The organism is Rhizobium sp. BK619 (assembly GCF_014195245.1).
Taxonomy (GTDB): domain Bacteria; phylum Pseudomonadota; class Alphaproteobacteria; order Rhizobiales; family Rhizobiaceae; genus Rhizobium; species Rhizobium acidisoli.
In genome coordinates this window covers 160136-179012 of record NZ_JACIBH010000012.1, presented here as the reverse complement: position 1 = coordinate 179012, position 18877 = coordinate 160136, and the positions used below count along the sequence as shown (strand labels likewise).

14 protein-coding genes are annotated in these 18877 nt (G+C 63.3%); 8 read left to right on the top strand and 6 right to left on the bottom strand.

Annotated elements, in window-relative coordinates; all coding sequences use genetic code 11:
- Window positions 1-20 precede the first annotated feature (20 nt).
- Window positions 21-788, top strand: a complete 768-nt coding sequence (locus FHX14_RS23090; RefSeq protein WP_054181464.1) for an SDR family oxidoreductase — start codon at window positions 21-23, stop codon at window positions 786-788.
- Window positions 789-904: 116 nt separating this feature from the next.
- Complete coding sequence (locus tag FHX14_RS23085) at window positions 905-1828, top strand: pirin family protein (protein WP_012556788.1); 924 nt, start codon at window positions 905-907, stop codon at window positions 1826-1828.
- Between the two features lie 43 nt (window positions 1829-1871).
- Here the strand turns inward: FHX14_RS23085 and FHX14_RS23080 are convergent, their stop codons facing one another.
- On the bottom strand, window positions 1872-3851 hold the full coding sequence (locus FHX14_RS23080; protein WP_054181463.1) for a phospholipase D-like domain-containing protein: 1980 nt from the start codon (window positions 3849-3851) through the stop codon (window positions 1872-1874).
- Between the two features lie 288 nt (window positions 3852-4139).
- On the opposite strand from FHX14_RS23080, the gene dxs reads away from it, so the two are divergent.
- Entirely contained in the window at window positions 4140-6056 is a 1917-nt protein-coding gene (dxs, locus tag FHX14_RS23075; RefSeq protein WP_184378891.1) for a 1-deoxy-D-xylulose-5-phosphate synthase, read from the top strand.
- Between the two features lie 872 nt (window positions 6057-6928).
- Here dxs and FHX14_RS23070 read toward each other — a convergent pair.
- Window positions 6929-8866: a methyl-accepting chemotaxis protein gene (locus tag FHX14_RS23070; RefSeq protein WP_184378889.1), complete on the bottom strand. Its 1938-nt coding sequence runs from the start codon at window positions 8864-8866 to the stop codon at window positions 6929-6931.
- A gap of 233 nt (window positions 8867-9099) precedes the next feature.
- Complete coding sequence (locus FHX14_RS23065) at window positions 9100-10092, bottom strand: DUF4424 domain-containing protein (protein WP_184378887.1); 993 nt, start codon at window positions 10090-10092, stop codon at window positions 9100-9102.
- 92 nt (window positions 10093-10184) lie between these two features.
- On the opposite strand from FHX14_RS23065, the gene FHX14_RS23060 reads away from it, so the two are divergent.
- Together FHX14_RS23060 and FHX14_RS23055 are read left to right on the top strand one after the other, a co-directional pair.
- Window positions 10185-10970: a TlyA family RNA methyltransferase gene (locus FHX14_RS23060; RefSeq protein WP_246713431.1), complete on the top strand. Its 786-nt coding sequence runs from the start codon at window positions 10185-10187 to the stop codon at window positions 10968-10970.
- Window positions 10967-12217: a class I SAM-dependent RNA methyltransferase gene (locus tag FHX14_RS23055; RefSeq protein ID WP_184378885.1), complete on the top strand. Its 1251-nt coding sequence runs from the start codon at window positions 10967-10969 to the stop codon at window positions 12215-12217. The genes FHX14_RS23060 and FHX14_RS23055 overlap by 4 nt, the downstream gene beginning before the upstream one ends.
- A 25-nt stretch (window positions 12218-12242) precedes the next feature.
- Here FHX14_RS23055 and FHX14_RS23050 read toward each other — a convergent pair whose 3' ends face one another.
- On the bottom strand, window positions 12243-12692 hold the full coding sequence (locus FHX14_RS23050) for a helix-turn-helix domain-containing protein (protein ID WP_179611507.1): 450 nt from the start codon (window positions 12690-12692) through the stop codon (window positions 12243-12245).
- 86 nt (window positions 12693-12778) lie between these two features.
- Here FHX14_RS23050 and FHX14_RS23045 point away from each other — a divergent pair, with 86 nt between their 5' ends.
- The gene (locus tag FHX14_RS23045) at window positions 12779-13597 is read left to right on the top strand and encodes an oxidoreductase (RefSeq protein ID WP_184378883.1); all 819 of its coding nucleotides are present in this window, start codon (window positions 12779-12781) and stop codon (window positions 13595-13597) included.
- An 81-nt stretch (window positions 13598-13678) separates the two neighbouring features.
- Entirely contained in the window at window positions 13679-14683 is a 1005-nt protein-coding gene (locus FHX14_RS23040; RefSeq protein WP_184378881.1) for an MBL fold metallo-hydrolase, read from the top strand.
- A 126-nt stretch (window positions 14684-14809) separates the two neighbouring features.
- Here the strand turns inward: FHX14_RS23040 and FHX14_RS23035 are convergent, their stop codons facing one another.
- Together FHX14_RS23035 and FHX14_RS23030 are read right to left on the bottom strand one after the other, a co-directional pair.
- The gene (locus FHX14_RS23035) at window positions 14810-15565 is read right to left on the bottom strand and encodes a crotonase/enoyl-CoA hydratase family protein (RefSeq protein WP_184378879.1); all 756 of its coding nucleotides are present in this window, start codon (window positions 15563-15565) and stop codon (window positions 14810-14812) included.
- 29 nt (window positions 15566-15594) lie between these two features.
- On the bottom strand, window positions 15595-17373 hold the full coding sequence (locus tag FHX14_RS23030) for an acyl-CoA dehydrogenase (RefSeq protein WP_184378877.1): 1779 nt from the start codon (window positions 17371-17373) through the stop codon (window positions 15595-15597).
- 223 nt (window positions 17374-17596) lie between these two features.
- On the opposite strand from FHX14_RS23030, the gene FHX14_RS23025 reads away from it, so the two are divergent.
- Window positions 17597-18592: a transporter gene (locus FHX14_RS23025; protein WP_003588172.1), complete on the top strand. Its 996-nt coding sequence runs from the start codon at window positions 17597-17599 to the stop codon at window positions 18590-18592.
- Window positions 18593-18877 lie beyond the last annotated feature (285 nt).

Genomic DNA, 18877 nt, shown 5'->3' with positions numbered 1-18877 from the left:
TATCATGAGGGGTCAGAAAAATGACGGACAGATTGAAGGGCAAGGTCGCCATCATCTCGGGCGGCGCGACCGGTATGGGCGGTGCAGCCTCGAAGCTCTTTGCGGCGGAAGGCGCGCGTGTCGCGATCATCGACCGCAACGGCCAGGCGGCTGATGAGACCGTCAAGCAGATCCGTGATGCCGGCGGCGAGGCCGACTGCTGGACGGCCGATGTCTCCGATGAAGAGGCGGTCAATTCAGCCGTCGCCGGCGTCGAGGACCGTTACGGCGCTGTCACCGTGCTCTTCAACCACGCCGGCACGATCGTCATCAAACCCTTCCTGGAAACGACGCTCCAGGAATGGGACTGGCTGCACGCCGTCAATGTGCGCTCGATGTTCCTGATGACCAAGGCGGTGCTGCCGAAAATGATTGCCGCGGGCGGCGGGTCGATCGTCTGCACCTCGTCGATCTCGGCGGTCGCCGCCACGCCGATGGAAGTGCTTTACGATACGACCAAGGGCGCCGTGCACATGTTTGCCCGCGCCATCGCGGTGGAATTTCGCGACCGCAACATCCGCTGCAACGCCGTCTGCCCCGGCTTCATCCGCACGCCGCACGGCCTGCGCGAGGTGGCCGACCTGCAGGCGCTCGGCGTCGACGTTTCGGACGCCGCTATCGCCGCGCAGCAGGGTCGGATCGGCGAACCCGAAGACGTGGCCCGGGCCGCCCTTTACCTCGCCAGCGACGAGTCGAATTTCGTCAACGGCGCCCATCTCTTCGTCGACAACGGTTTTACGGCGATCTGAATAGGGCGGGCTCAGCGCCCGATTGGACGCGCGGCGCTCCAAGCGCTATCTGTGGGCAGTGCAAAGCTGCATCGTTCAAACTGCTGCAGCGGCGCCTCAGATCGGAGAGTTCCATCATGTCCTTCTTTCCCGGTAAAGATCCGCTGCCCGGCGATGCCTTCGCCTGTGATGCGATCGAGAACCTGATCATTCCGCGCACCAGCGATATCGGCGGCTTCCAGGTGCGGCGGGCGCTGCCGACGCGGCAGCGGCGGCTGGTCGGGCCGTTCATCTTCTTCGACCGCATGGGACCGGCGATCCTGAAGCCGAATGAAGCGCTCGACGTAAAACCGCATCCGCATATCGGGCTGTCGACGGTCACCTATCTCTTCGACGGCGAGATCCGCCATCGCGACAGCCTCGGCACCGAAAAGGTCATCCGTCCCGGCGATATCAACCTGATGACGGCAGGCCGCGGCATCGTGCATTCGGAGCGCACGCCCGACAATCTGCGCGGCCATCCGCTGCTGATGTCGGGGCTGCAGACCTGGTTGGCGCTGCCCGACGACAAGGAAGAGATCGATCCTTCCTTCGCCCATACGGAAAAGTCAGACATGCCGCTGATCGAGACTGCAGGCGTGCGCGGGCGCGTGGTCATCGGCTCGTTCGAAGGCATGACATCGCCGGTCGGGGTTTTCTCCGACACGCTTTATGTTGATCTCAGCCTGCAGCCGGGCGCCAAGTTTCCTTTCGGCGCAGCACATGAAGAGCGCGCCGTCTACGTACTGTCAGGCGAGGTCGTCATCTCAGGCGACCGCTTCGCCGCCGATCAGCTGCTGGTCTTCCGGCCGGGCGATCCGATCACGCTCGAAGCCGGCAGCGACGGCTGTCATCTGATGCTGTTCGGCGGTGCGGCGCTGAATTCGAAACGCTATATCTGGTGGAATTTCGTTTCCTCCTCCAAGGAGCGGATCGAAAAAGCCAAGGAGGAATGGCGCAGCGGCCGCTTCGATATCGTCCCCGGCGACGAAGAGGAATTCGTGCCTTTGCCGGAAGGCTGACGGCGGCAATGATCGGCCGCCGCCGGTCACTTGCCTCCGAATTTCAACCCGCCGCGAAATAGCGCGTCAGCGCACCCTTCGTGCGGTTGACATAGCCATCCTGCCAGCTGTCGTCGACGTTGAGAAAGCCCGACCAGCCCTTCTTGCCCTGGCGCTTCAATTCGGCCTCGACGGCGCGGAAGCGATAGTGGTCATAGACATCGAGGATGTGGACGGCATAGGCCTCGGCCAGCGCCCGGTCGCCTTTGACGATCAGCATGTTTTCGTCATTGGCGTAGGAGGCCTTGAAGCCGAGATTGTGGCTGCCGAGGACGACGACGCACTCGTCCGACAGAGGATCGATCACCAGAACCTTGTCGTGAATGATGGCGCCCACCTTCTTGGCCGTCAGTTCCTCCGCGCCGAAATCCGCCAGCAACTGGCGGTCATCGATGCGCGACGCCCGGACGATCGAAACATTGGCCTCGTCGAAGGTATGGGGCGAGACGCCCTCTTCATCGTCATCCGGATCGTCGGGATCGTTGTCCTTGCCGGGGACGTAATTGGGCATGGCCTGCGGGCTGGAAACGGCGCCGGTGACGATCAGCTTCTGATCCTTGAGGCCGATATCGATCGCCTCGCCGACGATGCAATCCTTGCCCGACTGACCGGGATAGAAGGCAAGAAACAGCACCGCATGCTCGGCACGGCGCATCATGCGATAGACCTCGCGAAGGTCGGGCGGAATTGCCTTGCCTTTTCGGCGGCTTTGCATGTTCGGTGAGAACCAGGTTTCAAGCGAAGCCCCGTTGCCTGTGGGTATAATGGAAGGCGTCTCGTTGGAGCGGCGGAATTTCTTGCTCTGCTGGTTGTCGGGCATGCCGTCATCGAATTCGACGGGCGCTTCCAGCGTCGCATTGTCTTCCAGCATCCGCCCCCAATAAGCGAGATAGGCCGCGGCGACCGCGTCGTTCCTGACGATCAGCGCGTTGTTGGATTGGCCGGCAAGTCCGGTCGCCGTCCAGTTGGTGCTGCCGGTGAAAACGCTGCGCTCGGTGCCATCCGGCGGTAGGTGCACGACGAATTTGTTGTGGCCGATCTGGCTCGAATTGTTGAACATCCGGTGGTGGATCTCGACGCCTGCATCGATCAGCGCCTTGCGGGCAGGCGCATTGCGCACATCCCAGGCATCCCCGACCTTTCCGGTATTGGCGAGGATGATGCGCAGCCTGTCCTTGTTGGCAAGCAGCAGCTCCAGCAGTTCCTCGTCCTCCAGCTCGTAAAGCGCGAGGAGAAAACGGCCCGGCGCATTCATGAATTCCTTGAGCATCGGAATGACATCGCCGGCAAGATATTTGCGGATGCCGTTCGACGGAGTGGAAATCATGTCGATCAGCTCGTTCGGCTGTTTCACCCCGTCCTCGAGCAGGACGTTGCGCAACCACTGGGCGGCGAGAATGCCATTGGTGAAGGTGGACTCGAACTGGCCGCGCTTGCGCGTCACATGGACAGGGTTGGAGGCGACGGCCGGCCCGAGATAACCGAGCGGCCGCGGCGGCCCGTCATAGGCCTTGACCGCGACTTTCTCAAAGGTGCCGCCTGCCTTCTCGATCGGTTTGCCGTTGGCGTCCCGCTTGTTGATCTCGACAAGCGCAGGCGTCGGATCGGGCGCAGCCTGCATGCCCGGCTTCAAATCGCCGAGCGGACGGATCTCGTAACGCACCCGCACCTCGTCCGGCCGCCGTTTCATTTCGTTGCGCCGCTTGCGCAGCGTCAAGTCGCGCCAGGAGAGCTTCTGCACCGGCCAGAGCGATGTCGTCTGCGGCAGCCAATGCGGATTGCGCTGTCCCTTGAAGGCGACCCAGGCGGCGCACGTCACCCGGTCCTCGCTGCCATCGGGTCTTTTCGACACGTTTCCCTGTTCGTCGAGATAGACGCGAACGACCTCGAACCCGAGGCATCCGTCGATCTTGGCGTCTATGTCCCAGGCCACATAGGCGACCTCGTTGTTCACATAGGCATGCGCTGCAACAATCGTTCCCATGGCCCGTCTCCCCCGTGAGCGCGGCAACTCTGCTACCATTCCGTGTCATATTCAAGCGGCTCACCAGCCCCTTCGCACGTTCGACCGCCGTTCGGAAAAACGGGGCGGAACCGGCCAAGATCAGGCGAATGCAACGCGCAGAAATAGAATGTGATATCTCCCGAAACCGCTCACACATTTTTCCGCCATGCTCTAAGGTGAAAACCTTCGGTTCCTGAAAATCACTTGTTTTGCCTCGTTCTAATCGAATAAAGCGGTACAAGGAAAAGTAAGAAAGAGCGCCCGCCCGTGACACAACTGCCGAAGACCCCCCTGCTCGATCAGGTCACTTACCCCGCCGACCTGCGCAAGCTTGAGGATCGCGACCTGCCGCAGCTTGCCCGCGAAGTCCGGGACGAAATGATCGATGCGGTGTCGCGCACCGGCGGCCATCTCGGCGCTGGTCTCGGCGTCGTCGAGCTGACGATCGCCATCCACAGCGTCTTCGACACGCCTGATGATCGGCTGATCTTCGATGTCGGCCATCAATGTTATCCGCACAAGATCCTCACCGGCCGACGCGACCGCATCCGCACGCTGCGCCAGGAAGACGGACTTTCCGGCTTCACCCGCCGGGCCGAGAGCGAATACGACCCCTTCGGGGCGGCGCATTCCTCGACCTCGATCTCGGCCGGCCTCGGCATGGCGATCGCCGCCGATCTCGACAAGAACGACCGGCGCGTCATCGCCGTCATCGGCGACGGGGCGATGTCGGCCGGCATGGCCTATGAGGCGCTGAACAATGCCGGCGCGCTCGATGCGCGCCTCATCGTCATTCTCAACGACAACGACATGTCGATCGCGCCGCCGACAGGTGCCATGAGCGCCTATCTCGCCCGCCTCGCTTCGGGCCGCACCTATATGGGCTTCCGCGACTTCGGCAAAAAGCTGACGGCCTATCTCGGCAAGAATATCGACCGCGCCATCACCCGCGCCGTCGAGCATGCCCGCGGCTATGTCACCGGCGGCACCATGTTCGAGGAGATGGGCTTTTATCATATCGGGCCGATCGACGGGCATTCCTTCGACCATCTGCTGCCGGTGCTGCGCAACGTGCGCGACAATGCCCGCGGACCGGTGCTGATCCATGTGGTCACCCAGAAGGGCAAGGGTTATCCGCCGGCGGAAGCCGCCGCCGACAAATATCATGGCGTCAACAAGTTCGACGTCATCACCGGCGCCCAGGCCAGGGTCAAGCCGAATGCGCCGAGCTATACCAGCGTCTTTGCCGAAGCGCTGGTGCAGGAAGCCACCCTCGACGACAAGATCGTCGGCATCACCGCCGCCATGCCGAACGGTACCGGCCTCGACAAGCTCGCCGAAGCCTTTCCGTCGCGCTGTTTCGATGTCGGCATCGCCGAGCAGCATGCCGTGACCTTCGCTGCCGGCCTGGCGGCGGAAGGCTACAAGCCGTTCGCAGCCCTCTATTCCACCTTCCTGCAGCGCGCCTACGACCAGGTCGTTCACGATGTGGCGATCCAGGGACTGCCGGTGCGTTTTCCGATCGACCGCGCCGGCTTCGTCGGCGCCGACGGGCCGACCCATGCCGGCTCCTTCGACACCGCCTTCCTCACCACCCTGCCCGGCTTCGTGGTGATGGCGGCGGCCGACGAGGCCGAGCTCAAGCACATGGTGCGCACGGCTGTCGCCTATGATGCCGGGCCGATCTCCTTCCGCTATCCACGCGGCGAAGGTGTCGGCGTCGACATGCCGGTGCGCGGCGAAATCCTGCAGATTGGCAAGGGCCGCATCCTCAAGGAAGGCACCAAGGTGGCACTGCTCTCCTTCGGCACCCGGCTTGCCGATTGTCTGCTTGCCGCCGAAGATCTCGATGCCGCCGGCCTTTCGACGACGGTTGCCGATGCCCGCTTCGCCAAGCCGCTCGACCACGACCTGATCCGCCAGCTCGCCCGCCACCACGAGATGGTGATCACCGTCGAGGAAGGCTCGGTCGGCGGCTTCGGCAGCCAGGTGATGCAATATCTCTCAAGCGAAGGCCTGCTCGACAACGGCCTGAAGATCCGCTCGCTCGTCATGCCCGATATCTGGATGGAGCAGGCAAAACCCGAGGCGATGAACGCCCATGCCGGGCTGGATCGCGCCGGGATTGTTTCGACCGTGTTCCGGGCGCTTGGGCGCGGGGTTGCGGTCGGGGTTGCGGGGTAAGTATTGTTTGAGGGGATGGTGGCCCCTCATCCGCCTGCCGGCACCTTCTCCCCGTAAACGGGGCGAAGGGGATATGCCGCGACCTCTCCGTCCCTCGCTGGCCTCTCGCAGGGCACGTCCCCTCGCCCCGTTTACGGGGAGAGGGTTAGGGTGAGGGGCAGGCTCTTGCTCCCGCCTATGCTGTTCCAGCCAATAAAAACGGCGCATCTCTTGCACCCATCCGCTGCCGGCACTGACCGGGACGAGTGCTGAGGGAGATTGAGGCAAGCGACCGGCGGGTCGAAACGCTCCCCATTTCACCACCCATCGCGGCACTTGCTCCAGCAGCCATCCACCCTCCGTCATGCTCGGCCTTGAGCCGAGCATCCACACCGCATCCACCAGTGCGGGTGGTATGGATCCTCGGCTCAAGGCCGAGGATGACGGAGTGTGAGAATATGTCCTCGCCAAACTCGCCGCTAAACAGCGGATAACATTACGTTTCCCGTATTTGGTATGGCGATCCGTTCATCCACCCTTGCGGGCACCTGCAAGACTCCAGTCCTGATGAAGATTAAGGAGCCAGCCGGCAGGAGGCTCAACGACTGCTACTGCGCCACCCATCGCTGCACTTGCTCCAGCGGCCACCCCACCCTCCGTCATGCTCGGCCTTGAGCCGAGCATCCACACCGCGTCCACCAGTGCAGATGGCATGGATCCTCGGCTCAAGGCCGAGGATGACGGAGTGTGAGGTGATGCCGCAGCCAAACTCACCATCTAAACAGCTGGTAGCTTTGCGTTTTTTCTCCAATCAGAGTGGATACCATCAAAAAAAGGCAGCGCATCTCTGCGCCGCCCTCTGCATTTTTACGCCCCTTCCGAAAGCCGCCCCCTCAGAACTCCGTCCAGTCTTCCTGAACTGCAACCGCAGCACTTGCCTGGCGGCCGCCGAAGGCCTTGGTGACCTTGTTGGCGAGCGCGCGGGCCGGAGAAGCGACCGGGCGGGCGTTCGGAACGGCGGCGCGCGGTGCGGCATCCGGCCTCGTCTGGCCGAGCCTGAACTGGTGCAGCAATTCGTCCAGCGCGTTTGCCTCCTGGGCGAGCGCATGGCTTGCCGCCGTCTGCTCCTCGACCATCGCTGCGTTCTGCTGGGTGCCCTGGTCCATGTTGTTGACGGCGGTGTTGATCTCCTGCAGGCCGATCGACTGTTCGCGGGTGGCGGTGACGATCGCGCTGACGTGGTGGTTGATCTCCTGCACCTCGGCGACGATTGCTTCCAGCGCCTTGCCGGTCTCGCCGACCAGGGAAACGCCGGCAACGACCTGTTCGCCCGATGTGGTGATCAGCGCCTTGATCTCTTTCGCCGCCTTGGCCGAGCGCTGGGCCAGTTCGCGCACTTCCTGGGCAACGACGGCAAAACCCTTGCCGGCATCGCCGGCACGCGCGGCTTCGACGCCGGCGTTCAAGGCCAGGAGGTTGGTCTGGAAGGCGATGTCGTCGATGACGCCGATGATGTTGGAGATTTCGCCCGAAGATTTTTCGATCTGCTGCATGGCGGAGACGGCCCTGCGGACGACTTCGCCGGATTTTTCGGCGCCGAGGCGGGTGCGCTCGACGAGATTGCCGGCATCCTCGGCGCGCTTGGCGCTGTCGCGGACGGTCGTCGTCACCTGCTCGAGCGCTGCGGCAGTCTGTTCGACGGCGGCGGCCTGCTGCTCGGTGCGGTGGGCGAGATCGTCGGCGGCCGAGCGGATCTCGCCGGCGCCGGCATTGATCGCCGAGGCGTTGCGGCCGACCGATTGCAGGGCTGCCTGCAGCTTTTCGACGGCATGGTTGAAGTCATTGCGCAGGCTGTCATATTGCGGCGCGAACGGCGTCTGGATACGGCCGGCCATATCGCCATTGGCAAGCTCGGCAAGGCCGCCGGCCAACGCGTCGATGGCATGGCGGATCTCGCCTTCCTCGCGGGCCTTCTGCTCGTCGGTTGCCCGGCGCTGGCGTTCGGCGTCGCCGCGCATGCGGTCGGTCTCGCCGGCAAGGCGCAGCTTCTCGATCGCCGCCTGCTTGAAGACCAGCACTGACTGGGCCATGCGGCCGACTTCGTCGCCGCGGTCGGTCGCCGGGACCTCGATATCGTTTTCACCGCCGGCGAGGCGATCCATGGCGCTCGTCATGCCGACGATCGGGCGGACGATGGTGCGCGACATCAGCCAGGCGAGCACGGCGGCGGCAAGCGAGGCGACGATACCGCCGGCAAGCAGCGTCGTCTTCAGATCGCTGTTGGCATCGGCGCGGATTTCAGCAAGCGCGTCGGACTTTTCGCGGGCGCTGGCCTTGATCTTGGCCGAGGCCTGGCGGAACCCGTCGAGCTGGCCCTTGGTGGCGTTGACGCCGATCTTGACGACCTCTTCGATCGGCATGTCGGTTTCCTTGCGCGCCTTGGTCTGGGGCTCGGCCAGTTCATGGAAATAGAGGTCGGCGGCCTTCTGCATGCCGTCGATCATCTCGACCAGTTGCGGCTCTGCCGCGGCCGTCTGCCTGGCGGCGGCGATCGCCTTCAGCATGCGCTCGCGGTTGGCGAAGACATCGCCATAGGTGCTGTCGCTGCGGAAAAGGATGAAGCCGCGCAGGTTGACGGCCTGCTCGAGCATCGCCTGCAGCGCATCGTCGATCTGGTTGACGACCAGCTCGGACTTTTCCTGCTCGGCGGAGGCGGCGGCCGACGCCGTCGCCTTGGAATAAACGAAAGCGGAAACGGCGACGAAAATGAGAATGAGGGCTGCGAAGGTGGCCGCAAGCTTCCCGTTCAAGGATATGTTTTTGGCGGACATCGGTGAATTTCTCCTGACGACAGTCGACGCGGCGAAAGCGGGTCGCGCTTGAGGCGCAACCGCAGGGATGTTTGAAACTGAGAACATGATCGGCGTTGAAACGCTTGCGCCGTCATGGCGCCGAGCAGTCCGGACGGACCGCTGCAATCGGGGCGAAGCTATGCGGGCGAGCTTTAGATTTGCTTAAATTGTGCGCCGCAGCACCGGCCCAGACCCTGATTAAAATGCTTAAATTAAGGCGTCTTCGGTTCCGCTTCCGGCGGATTGAGGATGAGGATGTCGAAGTCCTTGGCGGGATCGAAATCCTCAGCCGTCATCCGAAAGGTCGTCGGACCGATCTTCTCGACATTGCTGCCGCAGAAGCTGATGAGACTGCCGGGCTTGCCCTTGTCGATCGTCAGCTGGAAGCGCCGGATCGGCCCCGCCCAGTTGGCGCCGGTCGACAGCACATAGGAGATCCAGCTTTCGGTGTAGTTGGCGCCGTTCGTCCCGGCTTCCGCGGCACGCTGCTGCGCGACCCGGACGAAGTCTGCGTCCAGGCAGTATTTGCGGGAATATTCCTCGAAGCGCTCACCCTTCGGCTGGCCGTTTTCAAGAAAGCTGATGGCGACGGTGCCGCCGACGGCCGGCTGGTAGCGGTGCTCGACGCTGACCTTCTTCTTCGCCGGAAAGGTCGTGCGCCACCAATAGGTCGAGCGCAGCGTCCAAAGCGGCACCAGATCGGCCTCTGCCATCGGATAGATCAGGCCGCGGGCGATCCAGTCCTTCCGGATGGTTTGAGGAAGCTTGGCAAGCGCGTCGCGGGTCTTGTCGCTGTAGGGCAGGACCGGAATGTTATTTTTGGCGAGTTCGTCGGTGACGTCGATGCCGAGCGAGATGACGCGCTGCTGCAGCTTGGCGGTGATCGGCTTGCCGTCCTGGACGGTGGAAAAATGCAGGAAATTGTCGCTGTCATAATCTGCGATGGCGGAGTTGTTGTCGATCTGGCCCGATATGTCGGGCATCGGAAAGGCGACCAGGCTTTCGACATCCTTGTCGGACGTGTTCTCGAACACGTAATCGACCCGCACCTCAGAAGCGGAAATGAAGAGATCCTCCTGCACCATGCTGACATCGTCGGATTGGGCAAAGATCAGCCCGCCGGTCTTGACCTCGGCCATGGTGTCGTTCGCCAGCGCCGGCGATGCGATCCCTGCCGCGACAAGAAGAGTGAAGAGCTTCAGCATAAAACACCCCCGTGTCTGCGGCCGCCCCGTAATCGCCGCGGCAGGATTATCGCCGAAAGCTTTCGAGGGTCAATGACGCTGTCTGGAACAAAATGCTTGCAACCGGCGGCTTTGCCGGTCATTCACAGCCGATGTCCGATCAAAACAGCCAACGCCTCGACCAACTTCTCGTCTCCCGCGGCCTCTTCGCCAGCCGCTCGCGGGCCCGCGACGCCGTGCAACGCGGCACCGTCCGGATCGCCGGCCAGGTGGTGACGAAAGCCGGCGCGCTCATCGGCGACGATGCCAATATCGAGATCGACGACCCGGCGCAGGACTATGTCTCGCGCGCGGCATTGAAGCTTGCTAGCGCCCTCGAGCATTTCCGGCTCGATCCCACCGGCCATCACTGTCTGGATATCGGCGCTTCCACCGGCGGCTTTACCGAGGTGCTGCTGCAGCGCGGCGCTGCGCATGTCACGGCAATCGATGTCGGCCATGGGCAGATGCATCCGCGCATTGCAGCCGATCCACGGGTGACGAACAAGGAAGGCCTCAACGCCCGCCATCTGACGGCCGAGGATATCGGCGAGCCTGCCGATTTCATCGTCTCCGACGTCTCCTTCATCTCGCTGAAGCTGGCGCTGGCGCCGGCTCTCGATATTGCCGAAGCGGGTGCGGTCGCCGTGCTCCTGGTCAAGCCGCAGTTCGAGGCGGGACGCGAGGCGATCGGCAAGGGCGGACTGTTGAAGGACCCCTCGTCCGCGCCCGCCGTCGCTGCGGAACTGGAGCGCTGGTTCATCGAGGATATGGGCTGGAAAAGCCTTGGCCTCATCCCCTCTCCGATTGCCGGCGGCGACGGCAATCAGGAATATCTTCTGGCAGGATCGAAACCGTGAGCACCGAAACCGTCACCATCGAGAAGCTCGGCGCCCAGGGCGACGGCATTGCCGGCAGCGCCGGCGGACCTGTCTATGTGCCATTCTCCCTGCCGGGGGAAACGGTGGCGATCGCCCGCGTCAAAAGCCAGGGCACGATCATGTCGATCACGACGCCCTCGCCCGACCGGCAGGAGCCGCCCTGCCGGCATTTCGGCCCGGATGGCGTCAACGGCACCTGCGGCGGCTGCACGCTGCAGCATATGGCAGATAGCCCCTACCGCGCCTTCAAGCGCCAGTTGGTCATCGATGCGCTCAGATCGAAGGGGCTGACGCCTGAGGTCGGCGAGATCGTTGCGGCCCGGCCGGGCGAACGCCGGCGCGTGGTGTTTGCCGCGCGCAAGACCGAAAAGGACATGCTGATCGGTTTCAACCAGGCCGAAAGCCATCATATCGTCGCCATCGAGGAATGTCCGATCTCGTCGGCGGGGATTATCGCCCGGCTGCCGGCGATCCGGGCGATTGCCGCAGCACTGGCGACCAATGCCGAGCCCTTCCGCGTCTCGGTGCTCGAAACACTGTCCGGCCTCGATATCGCGGTCGACGAGGTGAAAAAACTCTCCGATGCGCAGCGGCGCAAAGCGGTCGAGATCGTGCTCGGCCTGCGCGGCATTGCCCGTGTTTCGCTGAACGGCGAAATCCTCATCGAGCCGTCGAAGCCGCTCGTCGATTTCGGCGGGATCCAGGTTTCCCCGCCGCCGGGCGGCTTCACCCAGGCGACCAAGCCGGCTGAGGAAGCGATGGCCGAGCTGGTGCTTGCCCATGCCGGCAAGGCCAAACGGATCGCCGATCTTTTTGCCGGCGCCGGCACGTTTTCGCTGCGGCTGGCGCGGATCGGCCGCGTGCATGCCGTCGAAGCCGATGCAAAAGCGCTCGCTGCCCTCGATCATGCCGCCCGCAACACTCCTGGATTGAAGCCGGTGACTATCGAGAGGCGCGATCTCTTCCGCCGCCCGTTGATGACGCAGGAGTTCAAGCCCTATGACGCCGTCATCTTCGATCCGCCACGCGCCGGCGCCGAGTTCCAGTGCAAGGAGCTTGCCCGCTCGAGCGTGAAAAAGATCGCCGCCGTCAGCTGTAACCCGCTGACGCTGGCGCGCGACCTCGCGATCCTCGTCGAGGGCGGCTACCGGATCACCGGCGTGACGCCGATCGACCAGTTCCTCTGGACCTCGCATGTCGAGGTGGTGGCGACGCTGGAGAAATAGGCGGGCCGCCGTCGGCTGCCCCCCGCTATTGGTCGCCGGAGTCCCGTTCCTGACCGGCACTCAGCCGCATTGCCCGGGTTCCGAGTTTGGCACCTGTCACCGCATCGATTGCGATCGGCTCGATCTCCGAGCCCGTTTCGACATCGACATAGCGGGCGAGTTCGCCATCGCAGTGGCGGTGCGCCCACGCTCCGATCATCATCAGCACCGGCAGGAAATCCCGGCCCGCCTCCGTCAGCACGTATTCCTCGCGTGGCGGCCGCTCGGAATAGAGGCGCTTTTCCAGCAGGCCGTCGTCAGTCAGCGCTTTCAGGCGCTTGGTGAGCATGGTCGGCACGATGCCGAGACTCCTCCTGAATTGGTCGAACCGGGTAAGGCCGGTATGTGCGTCCCGCAAGACCAGAATGCTCCACGCATCGCCCACAGATTTCAGGCCCCGGGCGACCGGGCACTGCGGAATTGAACCATTTTTCATTTGGTATCTTTTCGATAGTGACATGATATCGAAAAGATAGTAACACAGCGCCAGCCAATGATCCACTTCCAATGAGAGCTGACAGCATGATCGACAGAACCAAAAACATCGCCCTGGTCACCGGTGCTTCCTCCGGTATTGGCCTTGTCACCGCCCAAACACTGGTGAAAGCCGGATATCGCGTCTATGGGACCAGCCGCAGACAGGTTGCCGGCAAGCCCGGGATCACCATGCTGGTCTGCGACGTGACGGATAAGGCCTCGGTGGAGGCGATGATTGCCGAGATCATGCAACAGGCCGGCCGGATCGACCTTGTCGTCAACAATGCCGGGATCGGCCTGCTCGGCGGCGCGGAAGAATCGTCGATCGACCAGGCCCAGCGCCTTTTCGACGTCAACCTTTTCGGCGTCGCCCGCGTCGTCAACGCCGTGCTACCCATCATGCGCAAGCAGAAGAGCGGCCGGATCGTCAATATGAGCTCGATCCTCGGACTTATCCCATCTCCGTACAACGCCTTCTATGCCTCGACGAAACATGCGATCGAGGGCTATTCGGAATCCCTCGATCATGAAGTGCGCAACTTCGGCATCCGTGTCGTTCTCGTCCAACCCGGCGTCACCAAAACATCCTTCGAGGAGAACCTGACACGCGTCGATCAACCGCTTCCCGTCTACGACTCGGAGCGGACCCGGAGCGAAGCTCTGATGCGCAAGTGGATGGAGGCTGGCGATGCACCTGAGGTCGTCGCCGACATGGTCGTGAAAGCCGCAACCGCCAGGAAGCCGAAGCTGCGCTATTCCGCCGGCAAGCAGTCGCGCCAGGTCCGCTCGCTTCGCCGCTTCCTGCCGGAGCGGCTGGTCGACAGCCTCCTGCGCAAGGTCAACGAGTTTCCTGCCTCCGTGTAGTCTTTAATTTGGAACAGGTTCGGAACCCGGTCGACCTGGCTTAAATCTGAACCTGTTACAGGCAAAGGAAACCGCTTCCGAATGCGCAAGACCAAAAGCCGCAATCCCTATTATAACGGCCCGGTGTCCGATCACTTCAACGGCACGCATTTTTTCAATCCCGACGGTACCGAGCCGCCCGGTTTCGGCGATTTGCTGCGGTGGCAATTCGGCGGCGGCCGTCAGCCTTGGCCGAAATCGGTCCCAAGCCCCTACGCGGCGGCAAAACCCGATACACGTGTCGACGGCGAGGATCTGCGGGTGACCATGGTTGGCCATGCAACCATGCTGGTGCAGGTCGCCGGGCTCAATATTCTCACTGACCCGGTGTGGTCGGAGCGCGTCAGCCCCTTCACTTTTGCCGGCCCCAAACGCGTCGTCCAACCGGGCATCGCGTTCGATGATCTGCCGCCGATCGATCTCGTGCTGGTCTCGCACAATCATTATGATCATCTGGATATCGCGACGCTCAAGCGGCTGCATGCAAAGCACCGGCCGCGTGTGGTGACGCCACTCGGCAACGATACGATCATCCGCCGCGCCGTGCCCGATATGGAGATGACGTCGATGGACTGGGGCGAACGCATCGCGCACGCCGGAATCAGCATCGATGCCGAGCCTGCGCATCATTGGTCCGCCCGCGGCGGCGCCGATCGCCGGATGGCGCTCTGGGCATCGTTCGTCCTCTCGACCCCGGCCGGAAAGATCTATCACATCGGCGATACGGGCTTTCACCAAGGCATCAATTACAAAGCGGCACAGCAGAAGCATGGCGGCTTTCGCCTGGCGATCTTACCTTTCGGTGCCTATGAGCCGCGATGGTTCATGAAAGGCCAGCACCAGAATCCGCAGGAGGCGGTGAGCGGGATGAAGCTGGCGAATGCGGCCTATGTGGCCGGGCATCACTTCGCGACGTTCCAACTGACGGATGAAGCGGTCGACGCACCGGTAAGGGCGTTGCAAGAGGCAATGCGCGAGCACGATATTGCCGCGGACCGGTTCCGCCCGCTCAGGGCCGGTGAGGTCTTCGATGTGCCCATACTCTAAAGTATGTCGCGCAAAAGTGTGCAGCGGTTTTGCCAGGCAAAGCGCTAAGCACTTTCGCCTCAAACGACATGCGTAAAAACAAGGAGCTAAAGTGCAAGGAGCGAATCTGAAAGATCGCGACGCGCTTTAGCGACGCATGAAGGCTTCGAAGGCGGCGCGGGCCTCGGCGCTTTTCAGGCGGGCGGAGAAGTGGCGGGCCTCCTCGTCGATGCGGGCGATGATCTCGCCGCTGTCGCCGCGGATGAGATCGCGGGCGATGCGCAGCGCTTCCGGCGGTTTGGCGGCGAGCCGGGCGGCGGTCGCCAGCGTTACGGCATCGACCTCGCCGGGTTCGACCACTTTCCAGATGATGCCGGCGTCCTTGGCCTCGGCCGCCGAAAAGCCTTCGCCGGCCGCCAGCAGGGCGAAGGCGCGCTGCTGGCCCATCAGCCGCGGCGCAACGAGGCTCGACCCCGCCTCCGGCACCAGCGCCAGATCGACGAAGGGGGTGCGGAACTGGCTGCGGCTCGAGGCGATCGTCAGGTCGCAATGGAGGTGGATCGTCGTGCCGATGCCGATCGCCAGACCGTCGACGCCGGAGATCACAGGTTTTTCGGCCTTCACCAGCGCATAGAGGAAATCGAGGATCTCCTGCTCCAGGCCGCCGCCGCCGACTGCGGCGGCAAGGAAGTCGTTCAGATCATTGCCTGAAGAAAAGCAGCCTTCGGTGCCGAGGAAGGCGGTGGCGCGGATGGTCGTATCGGCATCGGCCGCCTTCAGCGCCTCGGCCATGGTGCGATACATGGCGCGGGTGATGGCGTTCTTCTTCTCCGGCCGGTTGAAGCGAATGATTTGGACGCCGGGATGGGTGGAAGGCTGCTCGACGATGATGTGATCGGTCATTGGATGTCCTCAGAGGTCATGGGGTCGCCTCAGGCAAGCAGGATGCGGGCGGCGGCAAGGCTTGCCGCGCCATTGACGACGCGGTCGCGAAGGGCTGCGGTCTCGGCGAGCAGGTTTTCGGCGGCAAAGCGGCAGAGCACGATGCGGCCCTCGCCCCTGCCATCGCCGCTTTCGGCGAGAGCGCCCTTGGCGAGATAGCAGCCGGTGAGCACGAGGCCGAACAGGCGCTGATAGGGTGTCGCGCCCGAAAGCGCCTCGCCCGCCTTGCCGTCGGCAACCATCTTCGTGAGCCAGTCGGTCGCCGCTTCGAGATCTGAAATCGCTGCGTCGAGCCTGACTGATGTCTCGCCGAAACCATCGAGATTGGAGCGGCGGACGCTATCGGCGATCTCCTTCAGCTCGGCGATGAAGCCCTTCACCTGCTCGCCGCCGGAGAGCGGCAGCTTGCGGGTGACGAGGTCGATCGCCTGGATGCCGTTGGTGCCCTCATAGATCGGCGCGATGCGGGCGTCGCGCAGGTAACGCGCCGCACCGGTCTCCTCGATGAAGCCCATGCCGCCATGCACCTGAATGCCGAGCGAGGCGACGTCGACGCCGGCATCGGTCGAAAAAGATTTGGCGATCGGGGTCAAAAGCGCGGCACGCTCCTGCCAGTGGCGGCTGACGTCGCCGGCCCGGTGGGACATGTCGATCGCGTGGGCGCAGGCATAGGAGATGGCGCGCGCGCCTTGGGTCAGCGCCTTCATGGTGAGAAGCATGCGGGCGACATCGGGATGTTCGACGATCGGGCTCATGCCGGGCCCGCTCCAGCCGGGCGCCCTGCCCTGGGTGCGTTCCTTGGCATAGGCGATAGCCTTCTGGGTGGCGGCCTCGGCGATCGCCACGCCCTGCATGCCGACGGCCAGGCGGGCATTGTTCATCATCGTGAACATGCAGGCGAGGCCCTTGTTCTCCTCGCCGACCAGCCATCCCACAGCCCCCTTTTCGTCGCCGAACCGGCCGTCGCCATAGATCATCGTGCAGGTCGGCGAGCCGTGGATGCCGAGCTTGTGCTCCAGCGAATGGCAGAACAGATCGTTGCGGGCACCCAGCGAGCCGTCCTCGTTCACCAAGAATTTCGGCACCAGGAAGAGCGAGATGCCGCGGGTGCCGGCCGGCGCATCCGGCAGGCGGGCGAGCACGAGATGGATGATGTTGTCGGCCGCGTCATGCTCACCCCAGGTGATGAAGATCTTCTGGCCAAAGATGCGATAGCTGCCGTCGGCGCGGCGCTCGGCGCGAGCCTTGAGCACGCCGAGATCGGAGCCGGCATGCGGCTCCGTCAGGTTCATGGTGCCGGTCCATTCGCCTGAGACCATCTTCTCCAGATATTTTTCCTTCAGCGCGGCGCTGCCATGGGTGCTGACCGCCTCGATGGCGCCCATCGTCAGCGTCGGGGCGAGCGCGAAGGCCATCGAGCCGGAATTCCACATTTCCAGCGCCGCGACGTTCAGCATATGCGGCAGGGCCTGGCCGCCGAAAGCTTCGGGCGCCGTCAGGCCATTCCAGCCGCCGGCGATCCAGCGGCGGTAGAGATCGCGCCAGCCATCCGGCAGCCTGACCTCGCCGCCTTCCAGGCGGGCTCCCTGGCGGTCGCCGATGTCGGCGAGCGGCGCCACTTCCTCTGTGGCAAAACGTCCCGCCTCGGAGAGCACGGCATCGACCAGATCTTCGCTGAGATCGGCGAGAAGCCCATTTGAAATCGCTTCGCCCATGCCGGCTACATGCTTCAACGTGAACGCGATTTCCTCAACGGGCGCCTTATACATTGTATCCTCCGCAGGACCGGCCTGCATCCCGCGCAAAGCCCCTCCGGGGCAAAGGGCTAATTGATTTTTACGTAAACCTCAATTTCGATTTGCCGGCCGGCCATGCCATAATTCGACCGAAACGGCGCCGTGCTCTTGCACCGTCGCACAAATAGCCGTCATGAAGACTCTCTAGGGGGAAACCTCCGAAAACCACATCGCCTTCGCAAAGGATCGGCGACCAATGGATACATTGCCCGTCAACATACCCGGTTTCGTCTGGGCCTATCGCTTCTCCCCGGACGAAAAGACCGCGGTGCGGCTGAACAACAGCGCGACGGTGGCCGATCTGACCGCCGACAATTGTTTCTACTGGCTGCACCTCAACCTTGTCGACGCCCGCGTGCCGGCATTGCTCGAAACCCTCACCGGGCTGACGGAGGACGCGAAATCGGCGCTGACGACGCGCGACACGCATGCGACCATCACCGTCGACGAGCAGATGCTCTACGGCACGCTCATCGACTGCCAGCGCGATTTCGCTGAGGACACCAACAATCTCGGCTGGCTGCATTTCGCCATGTCCGACCGCTTCATCATCACCACCAGGCTGCAGCCGCTGCGCAGCGTCGAGCGGGCGCGGGCGCTGATCGAGAAGAATCCGGGAAAATTCTCGCGGCCGGTCGACCTGTTCGAACTGCTGGTGATCGAGTTTCAGCGCACGCTGATCGCGATCGTCATCGAGCTCACCGACGAGCTGAACCTGATCGAGGATTTCGTCTACGACAATGCGCCGCGCGATGAACGCCGGCGGCTGGCGCCGGTGCGGCGAACCGTGGTCAGGCTGCATCGGCACCTGCGCACGGTGCTGGCGCTGATGCGCCGCGCGGCGGCAACCGACGAGGACGAGATGCCCTTCGGCTTCGACGACGTGGCGCGGCGGCTGACGAGCCGGCTGGAAACGGTCGATCACGACATTTATGCGCTGCAGGACCGGGCGCGCCTGCTGCACGAAGAAATCGATTCGAAACAATCCTCCGAGACCAACCGCCACCTCTATCTGCTGTCGATCATGACGGCCTTCCTGCTGCCGCCAACGCTGGTGACCGGTTTCTTCGGCATGAACACCGCCAACCTGCCCTTCGCCGTCGGCGACTACGGCACCGAATACGCCGTCGCCCTCATCGTCGCCTCGATTGCCTTTGCCTGGTGGCTGCTGCGGCGGGTGGATATTCTCTGAATGGGAGTGGTGGGGTGGGCGCTGCTGCCCTTGCTCCACCATACGATATTTATCACAGGTCACCCCATTCTCCGTCATCCTCGGGCTTGACCCGAGGATCCATGCCCGCTGCGGGGAGGCCAACATGGATCCTCGGCTCAAGGCCGAGGATGACGGAGAATGGGGTGACGTTTCGGCCAAGCTCACGGTCGGTACAACGCATTTGCCCGACGCTGTGCGTACCGTGGTTTCATCAATTGGCGGCACTTCTGACGCGGCCCATAGGGCCGGAACGTGTTGTCGTAG

Coding starts and splice junctions, on each gene's coding strand:
- FHX14_RS23025 (WP_003588172.1), top strand. CDS start 17,597: ATGGATACATTGCCCGTCAACATACCCGGTTTCGTCTGGGCCTATCGC.
- FHX14_RS23080 (WP_054181463.1), bottom strand. CDS start 3,851: ATGGGAACGATTGTTGCAGCGCATGCCTATGTGAACAACGAGGTCGCC.
- FHX14_RS23090 (WP_054181464.1), top strand. CDS start 21: ATGACGGACAGATTGAAGGGCAAGGTCGCCATCATCTCGGGCGGCGCG.
- FHX14_RS23050 (WP_179611507.1), bottom strand. CDS start 12,692: ATGAAAAATGGTTCAATTCCGCAGTGCCCGGTCGCCCGGGGCCTGAAA.
- FHX14_RS23040 (WP_184378881.1), top strand. CDS start 13,679: ATGCGCAAGACCAAAAGCCGCAATCCCTATTATAACGGCCCGGTGTCC.
- FHX14_RS23085 (WP_012556788.1), top strand. CDS start 905: ATGTCCTTCTTTCCCGGTAAAGATCCGCTGCCCGGCGATGCCTTCGCC.
- FHX14_RS23045 (WP_184378883.1), top strand. CDS start 12,779: ATGATCGACAGAACCAAAAACATCGCCCTGGTCACCGGTGCTTCCTCC.
- FHX14_RS23065 (WP_184378887.1), bottom strand. CDS start 10,092: ATGCTGAAGCTCTTCACTCTTCTTGTCGCGGCAGGGATCGCATCGCCG.
- FHX14_RS23035 (WP_184378879.1), bottom strand. CDS start 15,565: ATGACCGATCACATCATCGTCGAGCAGCCTTCCACCCATCCCGGCGTC.
- FHX14_RS23060 (WP_246713431.1), top strand. CDS start 10,185: ATGCTTGCAACCGGCGGCTTTGCCGGTCATTCACAGCCGATGTCCGAT.
- FHX14_RS23070 (WP_184378889.1), bottom strand. CDS start 8,866: ATGTCCGCCAAAAACATATCCTTGAACGGGAAGCTTGCGGCCACCTTC.
- FHX14_RS23030 (WP_184378877.1), bottom strand. CDS start 17,373: ATGTATAAGGCGCCCGTTGAGGAAATCGCGTTCACGTTGAAGCATGTA.